Annotated in this window: 9 protein-coding genes; 3 read left to right on the forward strand and 6 right to left on the reverse strand. The window is 43.8% G+C overall.

The window, feature by feature from the left end; genetic code table 11:
• Positions 1-213: hypothetical protein (locus DSM106972_RS53310; protein WP_233787881.1), on the reverse strand; the 213-nt coding region annotated here is incomplete at its 3' end.
• On the opposite strand from DSM106972_RS53310, the gene DSM106972_RS10470 reads away from it, so the two are divergent.
• Positions 176-17,992 (forward strand): beta strand repeat-containing protein, encoded by a 17,817-nt coding sequence (locus DSM106972_RS10470; protein ID WP_233787882.1) that lies wholly within the window; start codon positions 176-178, stop codon positions 17,990-17,992. The two genes, DSM106972_RS53310 and DSM106972_RS10470, sit on opposite strands and share 38 nt — an antisense overlap.
• A 129-nt stretch (positions 17,993-18,121) precedes the next feature.
• On the opposite strand, the gene DSM106972_RS10475 is transcribed toward DSM106972_RS10470, so the two are convergent.
• Positions 18,122-18,577 (reverse strand): SRPBCC family protein, encoded by a 456-nt coding sequence (locus tag DSM106972_RS10475; RefSeq protein ID WP_127080635.1) that lies wholly within the window; start codon positions 18,575-18,577, stop codon positions 18,122-18,124.
• A gap of 132 nt (positions 18,578-18,709) precedes the next feature.
• On the opposite strand from DSM106972_RS10475, the gene DSM106972_RS10480 reads away from it, so the two are divergent.
• Both DSM106972_RS10480 and DSM106972_RS10485 read left to right on the forward strand, forming a co-directional pair.
• Entirely contained in the window at positions 18,710-19,216 is a 507-nt protein-coding gene (locus DSM106972_RS10480) for a DUF4112 domain-containing protein (protein WP_127080636.1), read from the forward strand.
• A 139-nt stretch (positions 19,217-19,355) separates the two neighbouring features.
• On the forward strand, positions 19,356-20,291 hold the full coding sequence (locus tag DSM106972_RS10485) for an alpha/beta fold hydrolase (protein ID WP_127080637.1): 936 nt from the start codon (positions 19,356-19,358) through the stop codon (positions 20,289-20,291).
• A gap of 188 nt (positions 20,292-20,479) precedes the next feature.
• On the opposite strand, the gene DSM106972_RS10490 is transcribed toward DSM106972_RS10485, so the two are convergent.
• From DSM106972_RS10490 to DSM106972_RS10505, 4 genes are all read right to left on the reverse strand, one after another.
• Positions 20,480-20,884 (reverse strand): hypothetical protein, encoded by a 405-nt coding sequence (locus DSM106972_RS10490; RefSeq protein ID WP_127080638.1) that lies wholly within the window; start codon positions 20,882-20,884, stop codon positions 20,480-20,482.
• A gap of 304 nt (positions 20,885-21,188) precedes the next feature.
• Positions 21,189-21,623: a hypothetical protein gene (locus tag DSM106972_RS10495; RefSeq protein ID WP_127080639.1), complete on the reverse strand. Its 435-nt coding sequence runs from the start codon at positions 21,621-21,623 to the stop codon at positions 21,189-21,191.
• Positions 21,624-22,416: 793 nt separating this feature from the next.
• Positions 22,417-23,097: a hypothetical protein gene (locus DSM106972_RS10500; RefSeq protein ID WP_127080640.1), complete on the reverse strand. Its 681-nt coding sequence runs from the start codon at positions 23,095-23,097 to the stop codon at positions 22,417-22,419.
• 191 nt (positions 23,098-23,288) lie between these two features.
• Positions 23,289-24,353 (reverse strand): D-alanine--D-alanine ligase family protein, encoded by a 1,065-nt coding sequence (locus DSM106972_RS10505; protein WP_127080641.1) that lies wholly within the window; start codon positions 24,351-24,353, stop codon positions 23,289-23,291.
• Positions 24,354-24,417: the final 64 nt, after the last annotated feature.

The following is a 24,417-nucleotide window of genomic DNA, read 5'->3' on the forward strand; positions in this document are numbered from 1 at the left end:
CGGTGTTGGTGCCTCTGTTGCGATAGATTTCGAGCAAAACCGCGCCGAAGCATCATTGCAAGACAACTCCACACTCACAAACGCAGGTAAGTTGACGCTTGCCGCCACCTCAGACAATAGCAGCGCTACAAGTGCCAAGGCTGGTTCGGCAGGTAAAATCTCTATCAGCCCGACAGTGGCACTAACAATTGTCAGCAATAATACTTTAGCCACAATTGGTACTGGTGGGACACTCACAGTTGGCAGCTTAGATGCTGTAGCCAAACATTCTGGTAATACGAGTACAACTACTGATGCTGCTGCCGCAGGAAGTACAGTCGGGATTGGTGCAGCACTGTCACTCAACATCGTTGATGACACGACAATTGCAACGACAGCAAGAAACATCACCTCGACAGTAGGTGACATTAGCTTTGGTGCATATGCTTATGCAGCTACAGGTGCGACCGCAAAAGCTGGTGCTGCTGGTGCTGACCCTGATGCCGAGCAAAAAGAAGGTGAAAATACAGCAGAAGACCAAGCTGCTGATCAAAAGCCTAAAAAGACATCTGAAGACCAAGCGAATGAACAAATAGATAGTGTTGAAGACAACCCAAATGCTGACAAACATAAGGGTGCGATTAAAGGCAAGGCGAAAACGAGCAGTGGCTCGGTATCAATTGCCGCAGGATTAGCGCTTAACCTAGTTGATTCCACTGCCAAAGCATCACTCGCAGATGGTTTAATAATTAACTCTGCAGGCTCATTTAAACTCGCAACATCAAATGAGACAGATGCAGGTGCAATTGCTGATGGTAGTGCAGTTGGTGGGGTGTCGGCGATTGGTGTGGGAGTTGCAGTTGCGCTCAATATCGTTGATATCACCAACGAAGCCACAATTGGTCAAAGTACAACAGGTACAGCCAACGTTACGGCTAAAGGCGTCATCCTCGAAGCTAAGATGAGTGATTCATCACTCAAAGGTGATGGATTTAGTAACTTTACTGCCCAAGCAACCGCAGGCGCAGGAGCTAACAATGTTGGAGTCGCTGGTTCGTTTGCCCTAAATGCGATTGGTGAAAACTCAAGCATCGCTTTAATTAAGAGTGGGGCAATTGTCGATGCTGGTGGTGGTGATGTTGAGATCATCGCCCAGAACAACACCAACTCGGTAACTTTAGCAGAGGCAGTGCAAGTTGCTAGCCCAGATGGCACACCCCAAGTCGGTGTTGGCGCCTCTGTTGCGATAGATTTCGAGCAAAACCGCGCCGAAGCATCATTACAAGACAACTCCACACTCACAAACGCGGGTAAGTTGACGCTTGCTGCCACCTCAGACAATAGCAGCGCTACAAGTGTTAAGGCTGGTTCTGCAGGCAATATTTCTGTTAGCCCCGCAGTAGCGCTGACGATTGTTAGCAACAACACAAAAGCTACCATTGGCAGTGGTGGAACACTAACAGTCGCTAGCCTTGATGCTGTAGCCAAACATTCTGGTAATACGAGTACAACTGCGGATGCTGCTGCCGCAGGTAATACAGTCGGGGTTGGTGCAGCACTGTCACTCAACATAGTTGATGACAACACAATTGCAACGACAGCAAGAAACATCACCTCGACAGCAGGTGAGATCAGCTTTGGTGCATATGCTTATGCAGCCACAGGTGCGACCGCAAAAGCAGGTTCAGCAGGTGCTGACCCTGATGCTAAAGAAGAAAATGATAACAACACACCCGAAGACCAGGCTGGTGAAAAACGTAAAAAGACATCTGAAGACCAAGCTAACGAACAAATAGATAGTGTTGAAGACAATCCAAATGCTGAGAAACATAAGGGTGCGATTGGAGGCAAGGCAAAGAGTAACAGTGATGGCGCGGTATCAATTGCTGCAGCATTAGCGCTAAACCTTGCTAACTCGACGACGAAAGCAATATTGGCAGATAACCTTGTAATCAATGCTGCTGGTGCATTTAAGCTAGGCGCATCAAACGAAACCGATGGGTCTGCAATTGCTGATGGTAGCGCCGTAGACGGCTCGAATAAAGTCGGTATTGGGGCAGCCGTCGCTCTAAATATCGTGAATGCCTCTAATCAAGCAACCTTAAGTACTGGAGCAAAAGTATCTGCCGATGGGGTGACTCTCGAAGCCAAGATGAGTGACGAAACCCTCGGAGGTGATGGGGTCAGTGCCTTTAAGGCAGAGTCAACATCTGGTGCAGGAGCACAAAACGTTGGTGTTGCAGGTTCATTTGCCCTAAACTTTGTCAACAACAGTAACGAGGCAGTTATCAAATCAGGCGCAAACGTCAACGCAGGCTCTGGAGATATTACCCTAATAGCAGCAAATAACGAAACTGACGATGTTAAAGCGACCTCAGATGCTAGTGGTGGTAATGTTGGTGTTGGTGCTTCCATAGGCATGAACCTCTTATTGAAAAATTCAGTCCGTGCCGAAATAGAAGATAACGTAATACTTTCAGGCGGTGGCTCGCTGACGTTAGATGCAAAATCAGAGCGTGCCGTTACAACAACCGTTGAAGCTGGAAGTAGTGGTGGCGTTGCGGTCAGCCCTGCGGTAAGTATTGCGATTGTTAACAATGATACAACTGCACGACTTGGAGCAGGTGCTGGCACGCTCGATTTGAGTGGCAATGTAAGCATAAAAGCTGAACGTATAGGCTCGGTTATCACTGAAGGTAACGCAACGGCTGCAGGCGATAAGGTTGCCGTGGGTGCGATTGTAGCAGTGAATGTCGTAAAAGATAACACAAGCGCTGCGTTAATGCGCGACATCACAACGAGCGGTGGAAGCGTAGTCGTTGCATCGACATCTAACCTGACCAGTAACGCTCTGGTTTTAGCCAGCGCATCAGGGAACAAGCAAGATGGAAGGGAGGCTGACGATGAAGCATCCGCTCAATCTGGTCAAAAGACAATGCCCAGCGCCAAAGACAGCGTTAATCAATCTAATAGTAGCGCTAGCTCATCATCTGGCGGCACTGGCGGTGCTGGTGTCGGTGTGGCAGCCGCAGTTGGCGTGAACTGGCAGATAGCTACAAACAAAGCGATAATCGGTAGCAATGTGCGCGTGATTACCAAAGGCGGTGCGGTTACTGTCAGCGCCACAAATCAAACTAATGCTAAAGCAAGAGCCATCGGTACCAGTATGAGCGACACAGCCACAGCGAACGTCAGCGCTGCTGTGGGACTTAATGTTGCGGATGTGAACAATATCGCCAGTGTTGGCTCGCAGGCTATCATCAACGCTCAAAGCACCGATGGTAAAAAAGGCGATATTAAGATTGAAGCGGTAACACCCGATGAAAGCACTAATGAATTCATAGTTTGGGGCTTCGCTGCTTCAGGTGGTAATAGCGAGAACAGTAAAGCTAGCGTTGCTGGTTCAATTGGTGTAAACGTACTAACATTCAACAGCCAAGCTTTGGTAGGAAATGAAGCGCAACTAGCAACATCTGGCGCAATAGATGTTATTGCGAATAGTCCAATTAGCTTACAAAACTTGGCGATTTCAGGAGCATTCTCGACAAGTACTACTGGTGGGGCAGCAGGTGCGGCGATCGTAGTTAATGTTGTTACGCAGAGTAGCATAGCTTCAATCGGTGCAAACGCCACCCTCGATGCATCAGAAAGCATCTCCGTAAGTGCCGAATCTTCACTAAGTCCGCGCGCAGCAAATATTGAAGATCTTCTAAGCATTGTTGATGCTGTCAGCGGACAATTAGGTTCTTTAGCCCCAGAGATACCTGGTCTCGATGAACTATTTGCTCCTCTCCAAGAAGTGGAACAACCTCTAGTAGATCAGATTCGCACAGTCATTAACGAGCAGAAAAATGCCTTCCCACCCGAACTTACCCCACCAATATACGATTTAGCATTGCAAGAGCTGGATAACTTAGTCGCTCTGAAACAACAAGGTCTAGTAGATTTAAAGACATACCTACAAGAGTTAATTGATCTAGCTAAATCAATAGCCGCAGATTTCTTCAAAGATTTTGCAACTGAAGTACTCAACCTCGTGCCTTTCTCTAACGTCGCCATTGGTGCTGGTGTGAGCGATGGCAAGGTTGGCATTGGCGGCTCAGTGATTGTAAACATATTTAATGCCAATACCTTAGCCTATGTCAGTAGCGGCACACAAATCAATCAAGGCGCAAACACAACAGCAGGAAACGACCAAAGTGTCAACTTGTTCGCAAAAGATACCACCAAGGTCAAAAACGTTGCTGGTGGTCTAGGTGTAGGTACTGGTGCTGTGGGCATTGGTATTGGTGTAGATGTTGAAATCCTCTACCGAAATGTGGGCGCCTACATTGATTCGTCAACCACAACTGCAACCAAGGTTAAAGCAGCCAAGGGAGTTTCGGTTCAATCATCCACGGATCAAGACATCTTCAATCTAACGTTATCGGGTGGTTTGGGTGGAAAATTAGGTGTCGGTGGTACAGTCGCAGTAAATCAAATTACTAACAACGTCATAGCAGGTATTTCAGGAACCATCCAGACAGAAGGTGATGTAAGTATTGCTGCAATTGACAACTCGAAGATTCTAGCCCTTGCAGGTGGCTTGGCAGTTGCAGCCGAACTAAAACAAGCACCTGAAGGTGGTCCCAAAGCCTCCATCGGCGCAGCAGTAGCAGTCAACAAGATTGCCAGCACAACCTACGCCACTATCAATAGGGCAAATGTAACAACATCGGGAGCCTTGAACGTCAATGCGAATTCTAATGCCGAAATTAAATCAGTAACAATCGCAGGTAGTGGCTCGGTATCAAAAGGTAACAGTTCGTTATCATTTGCTGCAGGGGCTTCCATTGCAATTAACACGATCAACAGTTCAATCATTGCCGAAATCGCTAATGGTTCGACCGTTAAAGTAGGTGGTCAAAACACTCTTGCCATCAGCGCAAAAGACAACTCTAAAATCGAAGCCTTTGCACTTGGTGGCGCACTTGCAGTTGCCGTAAGTAGTGGTGGTACAGGAGGAACGCTTGCGATTGGAGTATCTGCCGCTAGAAACGAGATCAACAATACAACTGCAGCTTACATTGACAGCTCTACAGTTGGCTCATCGAACAATACCGATGTCAATATCGATCTACAAGCTTTATCAACAAATACTATCAGTGCCCAGTCAATTGCCGTAGCAATTTCTGTTGCCAAAGGCAGCACTGGTGTGGCTCTAAGTGGCGGTGGCGCCGGAGCTGGTAACTTTATTTTGACCAAGACTAATGCCTATGTTAAGGACTCGAACCTCTCCAACAATATTGGTAATGTTGCAATCAAAGCAAATAACACTTCCAATATCGACGCAACAGTGGTAGCAGTGTCAGGTTCAGTTGCGATTGGTGATAGTACAGGTGTTGGTGCATCGATTGGAGCAGCTGTCGCTAATAACTTCATCGGTTATGACGAAGGCAGTAATCGTAAGCCATCCGAAGTACAGGCTTATATCCAAAATTCGAGTGTGAAAGCCAATGGTAATCTCACCCTAAATGCACTTGCGGATGAAAACATCGTTGCGAGAGTTGGAGCAGGTTCCGTTGCAGTTGCGGCTTCAACAGGAGGAACGGGTCTAAGTGGAAGTGGATCGGGGGTCGTTACGCTTAACAAAATAGCCACCTTGATTAAAGCCTTTGTCAATGGCGCCACGAGCATTGAGGCAAAAACTGCGACTCTAACTGCCACAGACTCCTCAAAGATTAAAGCTGATGCAGGTGCTGCTTCAATAGCAGTGGCGGCGGCTAGTACTACTGGCGGCTCGCTCTCGATTGGTGTATCTGTAGCTACCAACTTGATTTCCAACGAAGTTGAAGCATTTATAAGTGGTGCAAGCAATGTAAGAACAACCACAGGTGGAATCTCACTTTCTGCGATTACTAAGCCAACAATTGAAGCTGTATCAGTTGCTGCTTCGATAGCAGTTGGAGCCGCTGGTACTACAGGTGTGGGAATTAGTGGAGCAGGCGCTGCGGCAATTAATACCATACTGACGAAGACCAATGCCTATATTAAAGACAGTGTTATCGCTAGTGCTGGTGCAATTGCCTTAGCTGCAACAAATACGGCAACGATTGACGCAAAGATTGCGGCAGTATCAGTTGCAGTTGGTGGTGGTGGCACTACTGGTGTGGGAGTTTCGATTGGTATGGCTGTAGCTAATAACTACATCGGCTATGACGACAGCAACCGTCAACCGAGCGAAGTACAGGCTTACATTCAAAACTCTAGTCTTACTGCAAATCAAGACCTAACGTTAAATGCGTTATCTGGCGGAATAATTACTGCAGGGGTCGGTGCAGGTTCAGCCGCAGTTTCTGGTGGCGGTACTACAGGAGTTGCAGCAGGTGGTTCTGGGGTCGTTACGCTCAACAAAATTGCGACTTTGGTCAAAGCCTTTATCGATGGAGATGGTAAAACGGGCATTCAAGCCAGCACCGCGACTCTGAACGCTAAGGACACCTCTAAGATTACGGCTGATGCTGGAGCAGCTTCCCTCGCTATTGGTGGTGGTGGCACTACGGGAGTTTCTTTATCGATTGGTGTATCCGTAGCTAGTAACTTAATCTCCAATGAAGTAGAAGCGTTTATCAAGAACGCGGGTAATCTGAAGACAACCACAGGCTTGCTATCACTAGCTGCTTCCACAGACGCAGCTATTAAAGCCGTATCAGTTGCCGCTTCGATAGCGGCTGGTGGCGGTGGTACTGCGGGTGTAACAATTAGTGGCGCAGGCGCGGCGGCGGTCAATACTATACTGACGAAGACGAATGCCTATATCAAAGACAGTGTGGTAACAAGTGCAGGGTCAGTTAATTTGGCTGCAACCAATTCCGCAACAATTGATGCCAAAATTGCGGCAGTGTCAGTCTCAGCTGGTGGTGGCGGCACTGCTGGTGTAGGAGTTTCGATTGGTGCTGCTGTTGCCAACAACTCTATTGGTTATGACGGCAGCACTCGTCAACCCGCCGAAGTACAGGCTTACATTCAAAATTCCAGTATGTCGGCTGCTAGTGGCGACTTAACCCTGAGTGCGATTAACAATGGAAGCATTACCGCAGGGGTTGGCGCCGGTTCTGCTGCAGTTTCTGGTGGCGGTACTGCGGGAGTTGCAGCAAGCGGTTCGGGAGTCAGTACAGAGAACAAGATAGCCACTTTGGTAAAAGCGTTTATCGATAAAGATGGCGCAACAGGCATTCAAGCAAAAACTGCCACATTGACTGCGAAGGACTCTTCAATAATTAGTGCTGATGCGGGAGCAGCTTCGGTAGCTGCATCATTTGGTGGTACGGCTGGAGTTTCTCTATCGATTGGTGTATCCATAGCCAATAACTTAATCTCCAACGAAGTCGAAGCATTTATCAGGAGTGCAAACAATGTCAAGACAACCACAGGAAATATTTCACTGTCTGCTACTACAGATGCAAGTATTAGAGCCGTATCAGTAGCTGCTTCCATCGCCGCTAGCTTCGGAGGCACTGCCGGTGTCGCAATTAGTGGAGCAGGCGCCGCGTCTATCAACACCATACTGACGAAGACTAATGCTTATATCAAAGATAGTGCGGTCAACAGCGCTGGTGCAGTTAGCCTCGATGCAAGGAACACGGCTACAATTTCCGCTACAGTGGCGGCAGTGTCAGCGTCAGTTAGTGGTGGCGGTACAGCAGGTGTGGGAGTCTCAATAGGTGCTGCTGTTGCCAACAACTCTATTGGTTATGACAACAATGGCGATCGTACTCCCGCAGAAGTACAGGCTTATATTCAAAATTCCAGTTTGGCGGTTGGTGGCGACCTAACCCTAAATGCGATTAACGATGGAGCCATTACGGCAGGGGTTGGCGCTGGTTCCGCCGCAATTTCTGGTGGAGGTACTGCGGGAGTCGCAGCAAGCGGTTCAGGAGTCAGTACAGAGAACAAGATAGCCACTTTGGTGAAAGCGTTTATCGATGGAGATGGCGCAACGGGGATTCAAGCAAAAACTGCGGCGCTGACTGCGAAGGACTCTTCAACAATTAGTGCTGACGCAGGAGCAGCTTCAATTGCGGCATCGTTCTCTGGTAATGCATCAGTTTCTTTGTCGATTGGTGTAGCCCTAGCTCGTAACACAGTTACTAACGAAGTACAAGCATTTATCCAGAACGCGGATAGCTCTGTGAGAACAACTACAGGAGATGTTTCACTTTCTGCCACCACTGATGCAAATATTAAAGCCTTATCAGTTGCTGCTTCACTTGCAGTTGGAGTTTCAGCCACTGCGGGTGTAGCAGTTAGTGGCGCCGGCGCTGAGTCTACCAACACAATCTCAACCAAAACGAACGCTTATATCAAAGATAGTGTGGTTAATAGTGCTGGCGCAGTTGGTATAAATGCTAAGAATACTGCTGGAATCAGCGCCAAAGTTGGTGCTGGTTCTGCTGCAGTCGGAGGTGGTAAAGGGGGAGTAGGAGCCTCAATTGGGGTGGCAGTCGCGCGGAACTTAATTGGCTGGGGAGTAGATACAACCGATAAAAACTACAAATACACTACTGGAAGCGGGACGCAATCTCTAAATAAAGGCGACAGAGTTCTTATCGCCCAAGGAGCTAGAGCTGGTGACATTTATGAATTTACTGGTGATCCTGCATCGATTGATTTGGAAACTGCCGACTACGCTAAAACGTCGGATTGGAAACAGGTCAACCTCAAGCAAAATGCGTCCGAAGTTCTTGCTTACGTCAATAGCTCTAGCATCAATGCAGGTAATGCACTAACACTAACATCGCTTTCAAGTTCCACCATCGAAGCAAATGTTGCCTCTCTCTCAGTAGCTGTCTCAGCCGGAATTGGCGGTGCATCACTCAGTGGTGCTGGGGTTGGTACTGAGAACAAAATTGCAACCAAAGTTCAGGCTTACATTGATGGAGATGGAAGTGCTGGCATTAAAGCTGGTAGCGTCGGCTTAACGGCAAATGATACATCATCGATATCCGCGTCGGCTGAGGCTGCTTCGATCGCCGCTACATTTGCCATCGGTGCCGCAATATCGGTGGGAGTATCTATAGCCATAAACGAGATTGCAAACGATGTTAGAGCGTTTGTCCAAAATGTTAAAAATGGTTTAACAGCAACAAGTGGTAGTATCCAACTAACGGCAAAAGAAACATCAACGATTACTGCCATCTCAGTAGCAGCATCGGCGGCAGTAGCTCTTGTGGGAGTTGCAGGCGCTGGTGCCGTTGCAACTAATACCATCACCAATGCAGCTAAGAGCTATATATCAAATGCTGCTCAGGTTAAAGCCAATGGGGATGTGGCGCTAACATCATCCGACACCTCCACTATTAGATCGCTGGCGGGACAATTCTCAGGTGGAACAGCAGCAGCAATAGGTGTTTCCGTTGCCACCAATACCATTAGCAACCAAATTATTGCGGAAGTCGCTAATTCCAATGTCATCTCTTCGACCGGAGCAATTGGTATAAATGCTACCTCGAATAGCACGATTGAAACCCTTGGTATAGGTGGCTCAGTTGGTGGCGCCGTTGCTGCCGCAGGTGCTACCACCCTTAATAGAATTACTAGTACTACCAGTGCCAATACGAGAGGAGTGTCTACCCTACAAGCGGCAGGCGCAGTCACCCTGGTCGCATCTGACGACTCAACCATCAAATCTTTAGCTGGTCAACTTAGTGTTGGTGGCGCCGCTGGGGTTGGAGCTGGGGTGGCAACCAATGACATCGCCAACACTATAATCGCAGAACTTGGTGGTACCGCAGTTACCGCTGGTTCTGTTGCCCTCAGCGCTACTTCAAATGGCTATGTTGGTTCGATTGCTGTGGGCGCCAGTAGTGGTGGTGCCTTCGCTCTTGGCGGTGCGATCACACTCAATAAGATTGCCAATGTAATCAGGGCAGGTACTAGTGGTGGTTCTTCGATCACGACCACAGGCAGTGTAAGCTTACAAGCTTCTGACACCCCAACGATTGAGTCATTGGCTGGACAGGTTTCTGATGCTGGCGGCGCCTCCGTCGGTCTCTCGCTCGCCAAAAATGAAATTAGTAGTCAGGTGATTGCTGAAATTAGTAACACCACGTTTAAGGCTAAGGCTGCCTCTGTTTCCTTAACTGCAACCTCTGTAGGTAGCATTAGGTCTGCTGCTGTGGGTGGCGCAGCTGCTGGTGCCTTGGCTGCGGGTGGTTCCGTCACCCTCAATACAATTCGCAAGGTGGTAAAAGCAGCTATCAGCGATGGCTCAGACGTTCAGTCGCAAGGCGCGGTGAGCTTAACTGCTTTTGATAACTCGCCCATTTTATCTCTTGCTGGTCAAGTTGCCGTCGCTGGCGCTGCGACAATAGGTATAGCAGTAGCAACCAACGACATAGCTAACCAAGTTATTGCTGAGGTTAATAATTCTAAAGCTACCTCGTTAACTGGTGTAACGCTCAATGCGACTTCTACAGGCTCGATTAAGACCCTCGGCATAGCTGGAGCAGTTTCAGGAGGATTTAGTGGTGCTGGTGCTGTCACGCTCAATAGTATTGCGAATGTAATCAAGGCTAATATCGTCAATGGCTCAGATATTCAATCTGCGGGCAATCTCAACTTGACAGCTAAAGAGGATGCCAAGATTGAATCTCTAGCTGGTAGTATATCTGTTGGTGGAGCAGCTTCTGTAGGCGCCTCTGTAGCTACAAACAACATTAGCAGTCAAATAATTGCTGAGGTGAACAATTCTCAAGTTGCAGTATCAGCAGGTGATATAAATCTCAGTGCAACTTCAACAGGCACAATTGATTCGCTTGCTGCAGGTGGCACAGACGCTGGAACCTTTGCTGCGGGTGGAGCAGTTACCGTCAATAACCTTAGCAACACAGTTCGAGCTAATATCGCCAATGGCTCAGATGTGCAAGCTCAGGGTAATGTCGGCTTAACAGCAACAAACAGCGCAACAATTCAATCTCTGGCTGGACAAATAACGGGTGCCGGAGGCGCCGCGATTGGTGCATCCGTTGCTATAAACAACTCTTCTAACACGACACAGGCGTACATCAGTGATAGTACAGTTGATTCAAAAGGACTTCTTAAAGCTGTTGCTAAAAATACAGGAACGATAAAGAGCGCTTCGGCAGGGGCTTCAATCTCTGGAGGCGTTGCACTAACGGGGTCTGTCTCAGTCAACAATATTACAAATACCACTGATGCCCATGCTAGCAATGTAACTATCTCTAGTTTGAGTGGCGTAGAAATTTCTGCTGTAGACGAAGCTACAATACAGTCTTTTGCAGGACAAATTAGTGTTGGTATCGGAGCGGCAGGGGTCGGAGCTGCTGTAGCTTACAACAATATTGGCAATATTGTTACAGCCTATGTCACAGCCGAGGATGGGAAAAACACAACTATCGATACATCGGGTAACGTGATTGTCAGCGCATCTGGCAAGGGCATAATTGACACAATTGCAGCTGGTGGTTCCGCTGGTCTATTTGTAGGTGCTGGCGCCTCGGTAGCAGTTAATCAGATGAGTAATAACGTCTCGGCTTCCGTCCAAAACAACAGCACTATTAAGGCTAAAGGCAGTGTAGGTGTATTGGCGGATTCGACGAACTCGATGACAACTAAAGGCGGAACCTTTAGTGCAGGCTTTATCGGCTTAGGTGGCACAATTGCGGTCAACAACCTGGAAAATACTACCCGTGCTTATGTAAATAATTCTAGTATTGATGCAGGTAGCGAACAAAGCATAGTTATTCCAAAAACCGATGGAAGTGGTACAGATGAATCTTTCCAAGGTGTCGCTGTACTGGCAACAAGCAAAGATAATCTCGGAGTCACGATTGGTACTGGTGGAGTAGGTGGATTTGCTTTTGTTGCCAGCGTCGCTGTCAATAACTTCAAAAATATAACCGAAGCTTATGGTAACAATGTCGCGATTAATGCAACCAGTGGTTCTTCAATTCCTCAACAAAGCGTTTACATCAAAGCTTTCAACGACAGTACTGTAAATGTCAATGCCGGAACAGCAGGAGGCGGTTTAGCAGCAGTTGGTGTTGGCATTGATATCACCACGATGAAGAATGCTACGTCAGCATACATCAACTCCAGCGATCTGATAAATTCTCCAGGGTCGATTGTAAACGCTAACAAAGACTTAGTTGTAGAGGCAAAAACTCAAAAATCCTTGAACTCCAATGTTGTTGCTTTGGGTGGAGGGTTAGGTTTTAGCGTTCAGGGAGCGGTCTCCATCATCAACGTCAGCAGTGCTATGTCTAGTGATGGCGTAAAAGCCGCTAGCGACACCCAAAATCGAGTCGAGCAGCAGTTAAGAGACTTGAATGGGATGGGTAAAGATAGTAATGGCAAGTCGAACATTAGTACCAAATCAGTCTCCAACAGTTTTGCTACGAGTTTACCGACCCTTCAAGGAACCACAGCATTCATTACAGGACGTGCAAGTGCTGGAAATAACCTGATTGTTAATGCCTATGAAACCACCAAGCTCAATGTTGCGGTCGGATCCCTATCTGCTGGTCTCATAAGTGTTGGTGGTGCAGTGGGAGTTGCTAATATCACGCACAATGCTTCAGCTTACGTAGGAGAGAGATCAAGATTAACTGGTGGCAATATTACAATTCAGTCAACTGGTTTTGTAGACTCTACGGCAGTGAGAGCTGTGGCTGGTTCGGCAGGAGCTGTGGGATTAGGGGCTGCTGTTGCTTATCTGAGTTCTGAAAACAACTCTAAGGCTTATGTTGGCAATTACGCTGTCGTCACTCAAGCAAGTAATGTCGATGTAATTGCTAGGTCGTCTTCCAATTTAAATGCACAAGGGTTAGGGGCATCTTATGGACTTGCTGCTGGTGGAATTGTGATTGCAAATGTTCGGGAAACTGGCACAACTCAAGCCTATATCGGTGACGAGGTTGCAGTCGAGAATACTGATAACCTGAATGTCAAGGCGATTGCTAACGAAGCGGTGACAGCGACTAGTCAAGCATCCTCTGGCGGTATTATTTCGGGCAATAGTACTGAGACTAGCGCTACCGTTAACCCTAACGTCGCTGCGTATATTGGTAACAACAGCACAATTAAAGTCGCCAAAGATGTAAATGTGGTTTCTGATGTCTCTGTGGATGGAGATGCGGCAAGTAAAGGCGGAAGTTATGGACTCGTAGGAGTTGGGTTGGCGTTCTCTCAAGTTAATGCAAATCCAGTAATTAATACTTACATCGGTACGAATACAACGATTGAAGCTGGCAACGTCACAATCTCAAGTAGCTTAGGCAAGGCGCCTGTTAGTGCTGATACATCATTTAATCCTGGCAATGCCGTTAACAACACTGCAGATAGCATTACCTTTACCAACAATCACGGGCTTAGAACAGGAGATACAGTAGTTTACTCGAATGGTGGCGGCGGTAACATTGGCGGATTAGAAAACCAAGCTAGTTACACGGTGATTGTTGTCAATGATGAAACCGTTAAGCTGGGTAGTGAGTTTACTGGAAGCGAAGTTGACACGAAATTCAACACTATTAAGTTTGCGAATGGACATAACTTCAACAATGGACAACAAGTCATTTTTGAAGCAGAGAATGGAAATAATGTCGGCGGTCTAACCTCTGGTCAAAAGTACTATGTCAAAGTAATTGATGGTAGCACCATTCAACTATCAAACACCTCCAACATCGACGACATTACTGAAGGCGCTCGTTTGAGTGGCATCACGACAGTGGCGGGCGCTACAACTATACAAGCCAACAAAGACAAAGATACTGCTAACATATTCCAAAATGGTGATACCGTTACGTACAAAAAACGTTCAGCCTTGTTTACAGTTGATGAACAACTTCCCGATACTGGCGGTAAACCAAATATCTTTAACCTCAATACTGGTGATATTGTTTCAAAGGATACAATTAATTCCGCTAGTCACGGCTTTGAAACAGGCGATCAAGTTATCTACACTGCGACTGGAACGGCTTTGGGTGGCTTAACTAGTGGTCAGAAGTACTACGTCAAGAAGGTTGATGACAATAAGTTCCAACTCTCTGCAACCCTAGGAGGCGCCACAATTGATATTATCGGTGCGACCGCAGGAACAAGTCACAAAATTACTGCTGTTGGACTAAGACTTGCGACTATAAGGAACTTTACCTATGAGACCGCAAATAACAATCTAATTAGTATGGCAAATCATGGCTTCAGTTCAGGACAAGCAGTTAGGTACAACAGTGGACAAAAATCAATTGGCGGATTAACAAATGGCGAAACCTACTATGTAATTAAAGTTGATGACAACAGTTTTAGGCTAACGTCTACTAGTGGTGGTGCGGCAATTTCTCTAACAGCTACTAATGCTTCCGGTTTGCAGTCACTGACAGCAGTTGGTCCCGAACTAGAAGAGGGTTTAAGTTACCACATTAAAAACTCGACAGCAACTACTTTCCAATTGTCTGAAACATCTGGTGGTCAGGCGATTAGCCTCGACACAGTGGGATTAACTGGTACAGGTGCAAGCCATCTGTTTGTCAAACAATCTGCTGTTGATTTAACTAGTGCTAGTGCAGGAAGGTACAACCTGCACCTCGACCTGGAGAATGGAACGGCAACGGGAACAAAACACTTGCTGTCATCGGGAGCTTCGATAGTTTTACCAAGCCAAGGCGATCAGGTATTCTCTGCATACTCTCAAGCATCTTCAGGAGCGGCTATCGCGGGTAGTGGAGCAAAAGCGGGAATTGGAATTACGCCTACAACCAATACCTATGTAGGTAACGGTGCTTCGATTCTGGCAACAGGTAATGTTAAAGTTCAGGGGCTATCCAACGTTCAAGTTACTGGAGCCGCAAGTACCAATACAGGTGGAATAGTCGGGGTTGGAATCGGTGAGCTTAATGCTAAGATTGAGAACAACAACAAGACGACTATCTTTAGTAACGCGATAATTAATGCTGCTGGCAACGTGACAATTGATGGTCAATCAACCCACAAATTCAACGTATCGACTGATAGTACTGCTGGTGGTTTGATTCCCATTGGTAGGGCTACAGCAACTGCAACTGTTATCCATAACACCATCACTGACATTGGCTCCCAGGCGAATATTACCTCCCAAAGAGATTTGATGGTTTACTCCGGAAGCGACACAAGTGGTTTTGTGAATGCAAGTGCAAATGGCGGTGGATTAATACCATTTGCCTATGGAACCGCCAATATAAATGTAGAGGGAGCTAATGAAGCCAGGGTCAATAGTGCAACCTTAACAGCAAGAAAATTAACAGTTGAGTCTGCTGTTGACAATCTAAATGTAAATGCTTTGGGTCTAGGAAAAGCTGGCGGTTTAATTGGAATTATCCAAGGCAAATCTAATATTAATTTGAATGGCACGAGAGCAATAACCACTATCGGTTCTGGAGCTTCGCTAAAAGCTGACGAACTTAATCTCAATGCTATTTTCAGAAATGTCAACAGTAATTCTACGGCTTTAGGTTATTGCGATGGATTAGGTGGCAAAACAGACTCAGATGCCACAAATTACATGAATCTGACGGCAGCAGTTAATACAGACGCAAACTCTACGTTAACTGTCAACTCACTCAATGTGAAGTCAGGCTTTGATATTTTCAACGAAACCACCTACGCATATAGTAAGAAAGCTTGGGAACTGAGAATTTGGACTCCATTTGGCGACATTGTAATTACCTTGGACTTTGGAAGAGCAAAATCAGATGATAAACAGATCAATCCTCAATCTTTCACCAACTTCAACTCAAACGTTGTTCGCCTAGCACGGCAAGTAAACCCTGTCCTAGTCGTTAATGCCAGTGGACAAGTCTCGCTTAAGAGCGACAACGTTACAGTTACCGATAATGGTACTGATATTAATGTTGGTAACATTAGTGCCACTGGTGGCGGAAAAGTAACATTTAGCTCCGGAGCAAAATCGACAGGTGGATCATTTATCGATAACGGTAAGTATTCGGCGACTGATCCTGCGTTCGACTCGGTTGAAATTCAGAACTATTCCAATAAAAACCTGATCATTAATGACATTGGCGCCATATCTACTGGTTCTGGAGTTTCTTTAGCTGACTACAGCAGAGTCAATGTTAGCAAAACGATTAATGCTACTACTTCATCTGGTCCCCTAGCAACCAACCCAACGTTAGTTACGATTAACAACTGGGGTAACTCAAACTTGATCCTTAAAGGCGTAATTAACAACCCTCACGACCGCACTATCCTTTATAGCAATGGCAACATTTTCAGTCAGGGCGCCACACAAAAAATTATTACTCGCGATCTGAAAATGACGGCGGTAAATGGTAGCATTGGCGCCAATGGTCAACGTATTGCCGCTCAGTTGAATCAAGGCTACACCCCAGTTACTTCAAATGTGCTTTCGAGTAATATCGCTCTAGATGTCGAAGCAGAAAATTCGACCTACCTAGACTTAACTGCAAAAGGTCTTGACGACAATCCACTAACGGTCAATATACAAAAAATGACCGCCAAGAGAGGAGAAGTTAATCTTACCATCGGTCAAACCACAAATAAATCGAACACCTCTATCTCAGCTCTTTATAAGTTTACCGGCAAAGATGCCTCTAACCGAGGGATTAGTGCGGGGACAAATATTGCCATCAATGCTGGAAGCACAACCACGAATATTAATACCACAACAGAGTTTTCTGGTATAGCAGGCTCGCTTGATGTAGTAACGGGAGGCTTGATTAAAATTGAAAACGTGGGCGAGGAGTTAAATATCAAACAGGCAGTCAGCCATCAAAATTCAGTCGAGTTAAGCGGAAAAAATGTAGCTTTAATAAATGATGCGTTAGTTCAAGCTGCAACAGACGTGACTTTAACTGCGACAAAGCTATCGATGTTAAATAATGCTAACTTGCAAGCTGCAACAGATGTGACTTTCTTGGTGGAAGAGAACTTCCAAATCAACTCAACGGCAACGGTCAATGCTGGTAACAACGTGATGATTCAAGGAGATTACAACAATAAAGCCTTGACGGGAACCTCAATCACAATTGACGGTTGGATTTATGCCCAAAACATGTCTATTTACGGTAACACCAAAAAAGACATTTTCAATATTCGACGACTCGCTACCACAACCAATGTTTATACAGGTGGAGACGACGATATTGTTAATATTGGCAGCAGTCAGAACCAGGTCAACGAAATTCAAAAACGCTTAAGTGTTTACGGAGGGATGCAGAACGATGTTGATACTTTGAATATAAATAATTCAGGAGATACCTCCAATAGTATTGGGGTGTTAACGAATACATCTGTAACTGGATTAGGTATGGGTGAAGGAATTTACTACGATGGCTTTGAGGTATTAAATATCAACTTAGGTGCAGGTAATGATGACTTTACAATGCTCAATACTAGCGCAACAACTAATATTGATAGCGGCGCCGGTAACGATAAGTTCCGTATTGGTTCCAAACTAGATGCGAATGGCAATGTATTGGATGAAACAATAGATGGAATTGTTATATCCGGAACTAACATCCTAGGAACAAGCAACGTTACTAATATCAAAACAGGAGCAGGAAACGACTATATCCAAGTCAACCGTAATACTGGTTTGCTGAACATTGAAGGTGAAAGCGGTGATGATGTTTTTGTAATCAATACCCCAATAGCTTATTCAAGCTCACTGGCTAATGCTACTGTTAATATCTCCGGGAATGATGACTATGATACAACCATGATCAATAGCTCTTCTCTGTTGGAAACTATCCAGAATAATGGGTCGTCAGTTAACGTGATCAATAGCCGCCTTATAAATCTGGCAACGATCGAAAACCTCATAATTAATCAAAATTCTTCTGGTACGAGCAGTTCATCAGGTTCGGGTGGTACCAACACAACAAGCGGTGGCGATGACACTTTGGATAGCCTCGCTGATAGAACACAGGTAGATTCAACCAATAACAGTAATACCAATAGTGGTATTAATGCTCTTTTACAAGCACTACTTTCTCGCTAATACAGGTTTTGTAATTGCTTCATTGAAGCCAGCGAACAAACTTTAAACGTTAAAGGTTAAAGAAAAAGGGTAAAGGGAAAGGTACATAGCCACCTTCCCCCTTACCCTTTTCTCTTTCCCTGGCTTTTTTCAAGTTTTTGCACCTACTTCTTCTGCAACCCGCTTGAGGCGCCCTAATTGTGCTTGCATATCTTGTTTGGTAAACTTTTCGGCAAATATCTTAAAACCCCAGGTAACAATAGGATTAGGTATTTGAAATTCAAATCTATTTAGTAAGCATGTACCGTTTGGGGTTGGTTGACATTCCCAGCGGTCTTTGCCTTTAAAAAAGCCTTCAAAACCCCAAACAACTAGTCCTGGCTGTCGTTCTACAATTGTACTATTTAACGTCGGCTTGATTAATGGGATTTCAATCACAAATTTGCTCTTTCCTCCAACATTTGTATTCCAATCTCCAGCGGGATAACATCGTAAGACTGGATTGAGCCAGCGATGCATTAAATTTAACTCAGTAATACAGCGTTCAACCGTTGTAGCTGAAGCATTGATTAGAATTGAATTCTCAATAACTTGGGTTTCGGACATATATTTTTGTTAAGACGAATAGTAAAGCGAGATACAAACAAACAATTCTTTTTTAAAAAAGGCACCATAGTCGTAGAATGTTCAAGATTCTAACTGGTATGCTACTAACTGCCTCTTTAAGGATATTTAAGCATGTCTCAACAGCCTTTTCGATATTCTACAATTGAGCCTGAAGCAAAGGCGCCAACTTTAAAGCGACTGCGACAGCTTGCACGGATACTTGATAAAGCCATTGTGATACCTGGTACACAAGTAGGTATTGGTCTCGACCCAGTTATTGGGCTGTTACCTGGTGTCGGTGACTTTTTGGGCGTGTTACTCTCTAGTTATATTGTCCTCGAAGCTGCACGCTTGGGGGCGCCTGGTCCAACTTTGGGAAGAATGGTATTTAATATAGTCATCGATGGACTTGCTGGTACAGTTCCATTAATAGGAGACTTTTTTGACTTTGCTTGGACTGCCAATATCAACAATATTAAGTTATTAGAAGAATATTTAAAATTTCCAGGAGCGAGGAAAGAAGCTAATAAATGGTTTATTGCAGGAGTCTTAACTATATTGTTACTAGTTGCAATTGTGCTTGTGGCAATACCCGTTATTTTAGTTAGAATGATAATGACAATTATAACAGGTACGTAAAGAAACCTGAGAAACCAGGTTTCTAGGTTTTAGTTGAGTCGAAAGATAAACTTTTTTTTCGTTCGATTCCACAAACTGATGTTTTGGATTAAAATCACTCAATCTAAAATCTTAAAATCTTAAAATCTTAAAATCTAAAATGACAGACTGGTGGCACGCTAATTTTCCTCTAGGTAAGCAAAGCTTAACTATTGCCGACGCAAACGGATATCCGGTCAAAATTGCATATGGCGAAGTTGGTAGCGGAAAACCGTTATTTTTACTACACGGTATCGGCAGTTGGAGTTATAACTGGCGTAACAGCATTAAACCTTTGTCGAAATACTTTCGAGTCATTTGTTTTGATGCTAAAGGTTATGGTTTCTCTGATAAACCGATATCGCGTCGCGAGCAACAAGGACATCAAGTTACAGAACTGGCTAGAGTAATTCGTGCGTTGTGTAATGAGCCTGCTATTATTGTCGGTGAATCTTTGGGCGCCTTAGTTGCTCTTGCTGCTTCGCAAAAGTATCCACAGTTAATTGCAAGACTAATAGTAGTAAATGTACCTATTTTTGCCAAGCGTTTACCGCATTGGGGAATGTCTTTGCTTTCTCAAATACCAATAGAAGTGATACAAGCTATTGACACTTCACGTTTAAGTTATTTGTTTGCTCCTTTAGTGCGTGAAGTTATGGCAATTGAGCGGCGTAGTGTTTTATACGACCCTTCAACATTGACCCCAGAAGATGTATATTGGATTACTTATCCATATATTGAGTTTCCTGGAACTTTAACCAAAGTAGCAGAAGAATTAAAAATTGCCGCGCAAGAAATTGAGCTAGCACAAGCTAACAAACCAAACTGGTTAACTAATACTCAAAATAATCTCTTTAAAATTAGCTGTCCTACGTTAATTTTATGGGGTAAGCAAGATTCTTGGTTTCCTGCAAGCGATGGTAAAAAGTTACAAGAATGTATTCCAAATTCATATTTAAATATCATTCCTAACTGCTGTCATGATGCTTCGTTCGGCGCCTCGGCTATTATAAATAAAACAGCAGTGAGGTTTTTACAAGAAAGCGGTTACTGCTAAGGCGCCAAGAAACCGGGTTTTTAAGCAAAATTATCATGTTATTACAATATTTTCACAAAAAAACCCGGTTTCTAAGATTTTAAATAATAAACGGATGTAACAGGTAATTTATTTGTTACATCCGTTTATTATTTTATGCACCGTAATTAACACCATAGAATATAATAACTTTATTCAATTAAAAAAAATTATTCGTTTGTCTTGAATAAATGTTCAAGCATATGGCGATTTTCATTTTGGACTCCTTTAACTTGTGAAACTATAATTTCAAAGTTTTCCTGAATAACCTCAAAATTTTTTTGAGTGAGATTCATAGCAGTAAATACATTGGAGGCAGCACTATTTAATTCTTTAATAGAAATTGTATTCGACTCTAAAATCGTTTCAATTCTATCTAGTCTTTTTGAAGATGCTAAACTTGCTTCTTCCAAACGAGCGATACGTTCCGACGCTGCAATATGTAAATGTTCTAACACTACCATACGCTTCGATGATTGGTCACAAGAATTCTCCATGAATGCAAGAACACGTTCAAATACTTCATCCAATTCTTTCTGTCTTCTATTAAACATAAATATCTTTGTATTAATCATAATCTTATATTAGTTTATTCCACTTAGTTTAAGTTGAGTCATTTGTATCTAAAGACTAATATTTTTATAATAACTTAATTTTATTTTGCAATTAATTGATGTAATCAAGAAACCGGGTTTTTACCTAAAATCTTTGTTTTTATTATAAGATGTCAGCGAAAAACCCGGTTTCTAATAAAGACTGAAATTCCCAACTTCTTTGAGAAGTCGGGAATTTTATGCTTTAAAATAAAACAGAAAATAAAAATTATGTCTTTTTTATACATTTAAAGACATAGAAGCTTAATTGCCTCCTTGCACATAATTATTCTTGTATACCAAACAAATGGTCAAGAATATTGCGACTTTCTGACTGAAGTCCTTTAATTTGGGAAACAACGACTTCAAAATTTTTCTGAATCACTTCAAAATTCTGCTGACTGATACTAACAATGTTAAATATATTAGCAACTGCTGTATTCAGTTCTTTGATAGAAGCAGCATTTGATTCAATTGCGGATTCTATCTTGTCCATTCTCTGTGATGCAGCTATATGTACTTCTTCAATGCGAGTCATGCGGTTAGATGCTGCTAGGTGTTCTGCCTGTAAGGTAGTGATAAGGTGTGATGTAACAAAATGCGCTTCTTCTAAACGAGTCAAATTCTGTACGGTTTGCTCGCTTTCATTTTTACTTTCTATGATTGAAAGAACACGGTCAACAATTTCGTCAAATTCTTTATATTTTTTTTCCGTTGACATATATAACTCCTTCTCTTTAATAACTATTCTAAATTGATTTATATTTCTTTGTGTGGCTGATAAAATAAATTTGATTAGCTTTTTATTACTTTGATACAAAGTTGAGAAACCGGGTTTCTACCCAAAGTTATCATTTTTATTACAGGATATCAACAGAAACCCGGTTTCTTGGTTGGGTTGCAGAAACCGGGTTTATACCCAAAGTTATCGTTTTTATTACAGGATATCAACAGAAACCCGGTTTCTTAGTAGGTTTATCAAAAAAAGAGGAGCGGGAGGAAGCATATCAAGCGCTTTTCACTCCCGCTCCAGCATTCACCGCTGAAGCGAACAGAAATTTAGTAAAACGTTGTCTCTTAGGGGGCTAATGTGTGGACAACAACGTTTTTACATTTATCTCTGATGCGATGAATACCAAACTTAAATATTTGGATAAGTAGATATTTTGATATTAGATAATATTACTTAAGTAAAGGTACTTGTTATCAGGTTGTAGATGCTTTTATATCATCAATATAATCTGATGATATAGTTGCCAGAGCTAATCTGGCAATGGTGTTTGGTAGTTGAGTACACCCTGATAACAACACCCTTGAAGTCGTTTATCTTTGTTCAAGATAACCGACGAATTCAGGGGTGAGTTGCCAATCTGGCAAGTTTCTTGATAATTTAGTTTTGAGTATTTTTCTTATAAAATAAATATAAAATTGTATATTTGCTTTCAGACATTCAAAAACCGGGTTTACTGAAAAGCCCGGTTTGTTGGCAAATATTGGTTTTTTTACTTGGACTGTTACTTACGCACAACAAAAGAAATCGGGTTTTGTTTGCGGGCTTCGACGGGTTGAGCTAAAGGTTCCTGGTGGATGCCTAAAGAATTGTTATGAGGTGGCAAGATAGTAACTGTTGTATTTGTCTTGCGTGTTGTCGGAGGACTATGTGTACTTGTTTTTGGTGGTACAAAAACTGGGGGCTTTTTAGGCGCCTGTGGTTCTGTTTGATAATAACGACGTTGAGCGATACGTTCTTCGTAACGGTTAACACGCTTTTGATTTTTTGAAGAAAGCTTAGAACTGTTAAGCCAGCGGAAAATAACCAAACACCCACCTCCACAACTCAAAGCAATAGCCATAACCACCCATATTGGAAATTGACTGCTTTTTTCAGCGGTTGGACTAGAACTAGACTCAACTATTTCTACTTGAGCTTGCTCAGTCATATCATTCGTCTGCGACTCTTCTATACGTCCTGCATATCCCAGACTATAAACTGATAGCACGGCACCACCAGCAAATAGACCAAGTAAAGCTACCACCAAAAGCCAAGGATGATAAGCAACCAAGCGTATAAAAAACCTTAACGCTGATTTGTGCTTTGATACAACCGTTTTTTTAGGTTTGTGTTCAGGCGCGTTTTCAGGTGCTGGAGTGCCAGCGTCACTTGTCTCCTGCTGTACTCTCTGACTGTTTTCCATGATTTTTGCGGATTTATACCCCTCTATCCGGCTAATTGTACATCTGGAATACACCTTGAGTATCCGTAGCAAAATGTGGCTCTTTGTAGCATTTTTCTGATACATCGGCTACAAAAAACCACTTTTTTGGCTAAATTTTGGTATTTATTTAGACTTTATGTGCCTAATCTACTGATGAAATAAAACGATTATCAGGACTTTGTTGAAGAATGCCGTTCGAGTGCGAACTGTATTAATTGGTCAACGAGGTTAGTAAAAGGTACTCCTGTATGTGCCCACATTTGAGGGTACATACTTGTCGCTGTAAAGCCAGGTAGCGTATTAATTTCATTAATCAGTATTTCTCCTGTTGATTCAACATAAAAGAAATCTACGCGCGACAACCCTGCTGCATCCACTGCGGCAAATGCTTGTATTGCCATCTCTTGTATTTGCGAGACAACAGAAGAAGGTAACGGCGCCGGAATCAGTAATTCTGCTAATCCTTCTGTATATTTAGTTTCGTAGTCATAAAAATCGCTACTGAAAGTAATTTCACCGAGAACAGAAGCTTTAGGATTATCATTCCCCAAAACCGCGCATTCAACTTCTCTAGCAATTACACCTTGTTCAACAATAATTCGACGGTCATAACTGGCAGCATTATCAAGAGCAGCTTCTAGCTCAGTACGGTTACGAACTTTGGCAATTCCAACAGAAGACCCCAAATTTGCAGGTTTAACAAAGCAAGGGTATCCCAAATTAGCTTCAATATCATCACAAAGCTTTGGAAAAACACAAGGATTAGAATAAACCTGAGCGCGTGTCACCACAACATACTTAACTTGAGCCAAACCAGCTTGTGCAAAAACATCCTTCATGGCAATCTTATCCATACCCGCCGCTGACCCCAGTACACCAGAACCAACATAGGGTACTTGCATCAGCGTCAGTAAACCTTGAATAGTACCATCTTCACCATTAGGCCCGTGGAGGATAGGGAACCAAACATCAACTTGATTGGCTTCAGCAGGGAATTGCCATAAATTTGGAGAAGGGGCAAGATTTTGTAGAGCTTTACCACTATCTAAAACTTGTTGTGCAGTTGCAGGAGCTTGCCATAAACCATCTTTTTGAATATAAAAAGGCAGCACATCATATTTACTAGCATTTTCATCAGCACTTAAGGCGCCTTGTATAGCGCGTGCAGATTTTATTGATACTTCATGCTCGCCCGAACGACCACCAAACAAAAGTCCGACTCGCAGCTTCGCCATGACAACCTCCACTTCTCCATCAAATCCTGAATAGATTACCACAACATGGCACTTTTACTACAAG

This window comes from Dulcicalothrix desertica PCC 7102 (genome assembly GCF_003991905.1).
In the GTDB taxonomy this organism is placed as follows: domain Bacteria; phylum Cyanobacteriota; class Cyanobacteriia; order Cyanobacteriales; family Nostocaceae; genus Dulcicalothrix; species Dulcicalothrix desertica.

Bases quoted from the DNA above. Each gene is read 5' to 3' on its own strand.
- DSM106972_RS10495 (WP_127080639.1), bottom strand. From the start codon at position 21,623: ATGTCAACGGAAAAAAAATATAAAGAATTTGACGAAATTGTTGACCGT.
- DSM106972_RS10490 (WP_127080638.1), bottom strand. From the start codon at position 20,884: ATGATTAATACAAAGATATTTATGTTTAATAGAAGACAGAAAGAATTG.
- DSM106972_RS10475 (WP_127080635.1), bottom strand. From the start codon at position 18,577: ATGTCCGAAACCCAAGTTATTGAGAATTCAATTCTAATCAATGCTTCA.
- DSM106972_RS10480 (WP_127080636.1), top strand. From the start codon at position 18,710: ATGTCTCAACAGCCTTTTCGATATTCTACAATTGAGCCTGAAGCAAAG.
- DSM106972_RS10485 (WP_127080637.1), top strand. From the start codon at position 19,356: ATGACAGACTGGTGGCACGCTAATTTTCCTCTAGGTAAGCAAAGCTTA.
- DSM106972_RS10505 (WP_127080641.1), bottom strand. From the start codon at position 24,353: ATGGCGAAGCTGCGAGTCGGACTTTTGTTTGGTGGTCGTTCGGGCGAG.
- DSM106972_RS10500 (WP_127080640.1), bottom strand. From the start codon at position 23,097: ATGGAAAACAGTCAGAGAGTACAGCAGGAGACAAGTGACGCTGGCACT.